Source organism: Hymenobacter psychrophilus (genome assembly GCF_900107135.1).
Lineage (GTDB): Bacteria > Bacteroidota > Bacteroidia > Cytophagales > Hymenobacteraceae > Hymenobacter > Hymenobacter psychrophilus.
This window is the reverse complement of sequence record NZ_FNOV01000045.1, coordinates 1-1,437: the sequence shown is the minus strand read 5'-3', so window position 1 is coordinate 1,437 and position 1,437 is coordinate 1. Positions and strand designations below refer to the sequence as shown.

Genomic DNA, 1,437 nt, shown 5'->3' with positions numbered 1-1,437 from the left:
ACGAATTTATTAAAAATGGGAACATTGATTTCGATGAATTTACGAATAAAATGATTTTATCTATACCAAAAGACTATCCTGTTTTAGACCAAAAACTTAGAACAAAGTCCCATGACTTTTTTAATCATATTAGCAAAATTATTAAACTTTTTAATGAAGATATTAAAAATATAGAATATACATTCAATATAAAAAATGTCAATATCGTAGATATTGATGTGTGTCTCGGTGATGGACACAATGGCGAAAGTACTTCCTCCGTATATTTGTCAGATGGAACAAAGTTAATATATAAACCGAGGAATATTGAAATAACAAATTCATACAACTCATTCATTGCTTGGGTAAATAACAGAATAAATATAGATTTAAAAACATTTAAGATATTGAATCGTAATAATTATGGTTGGATAGAATTTGTGAATAATGAATCAGTTCATACCAAAAAAGATTTAGAAGAATACTATCGCAAAGCAGGGGTGTTATTAGCTGTCATTTTACTTTTAGGCAGCAAAGATTGTCATCATGAAAATGTAATTGCATCAGGTAAAAATCCTGTTATAATAGATCATGAAACTATTATCCAACCAGTTTTTGATGATAAATCATTTGTTACATGGGATGATCGATTTAAGATATCTCCATTTTCAGTCTTAGAAAGTGTTTTGATCGTAAATAAAGATACAGGAGCACCATTAGATAATGTAGGGTACGGGGTTAGAGGGCATGTTGAAGTCACAGCCGTAGAAAGGAAAGTTATAAATCCAAATACTATAGATTCAAAAATTATTAGTCAGCTTGTTACGAGAAAAATAGCAGATAAAAATATTCCTGTATTTGAGGGTAAACGTCACTTTGTAAATGATTATAGTGACTGTTTTATTGATGGATTTTCTATAACGTACGATTTATTTTTAAATTCAAAAGAGGAATTAAGATCAAAAAATTCTCCGCTTAATTTATTTGTAAATGATGAAGTGCGTTATGTTTGGAGACCAACATTCATATATTTTAAAATTCTAAAATATATGAGATCAGCATCTTACATGTCAAGCTATGAGGTATACTGCTCTAAGGTCTACGATTTGCTATCAAAGGCTTTCAAAGGAGAAAATAGAGAAAAATATCAATTTATACTTGATTTTGAAGTAAAGCAAATGCTCAATGGCGATATTCCCATTTTCAATCTCAATAGTTCAGATGATTTCTTAGAAGACAAAGATCTTATAAAGGTGTTTGCATATAATTGTCTTGAAAACATGCATCACCGGATAGATTCACTTACAGTCGAACATAAAGAAAAGCAAATAGAGCATATTATTCATTGGACCAACTTATAGCGGTTTCGCGAACGATTTACCCCGCTCATTTCACTGCGCCTCTTGCGTGTGGTAGCGCCCCAATGGTTGAACCAGCCCAACGCGTCCTGGCTGGTAA

The 1,437-nt window shown here is 31.3% G+C and carries 1 protein-coding gene; it reads left to right on the top strand.

All coding sequences use genetic code 11. The features are described from left to right. On the top strand, positions 1 to 1,340 hold a 1,340-nt coding region (locus tag BLW21_RS20985; protein WP_139255382.1), incomplete at its 5' end, for a type 2 lanthipeptide synthetase LanM. Positions 1,341 to 1,437 lie beyond the last annotated feature (97 nt).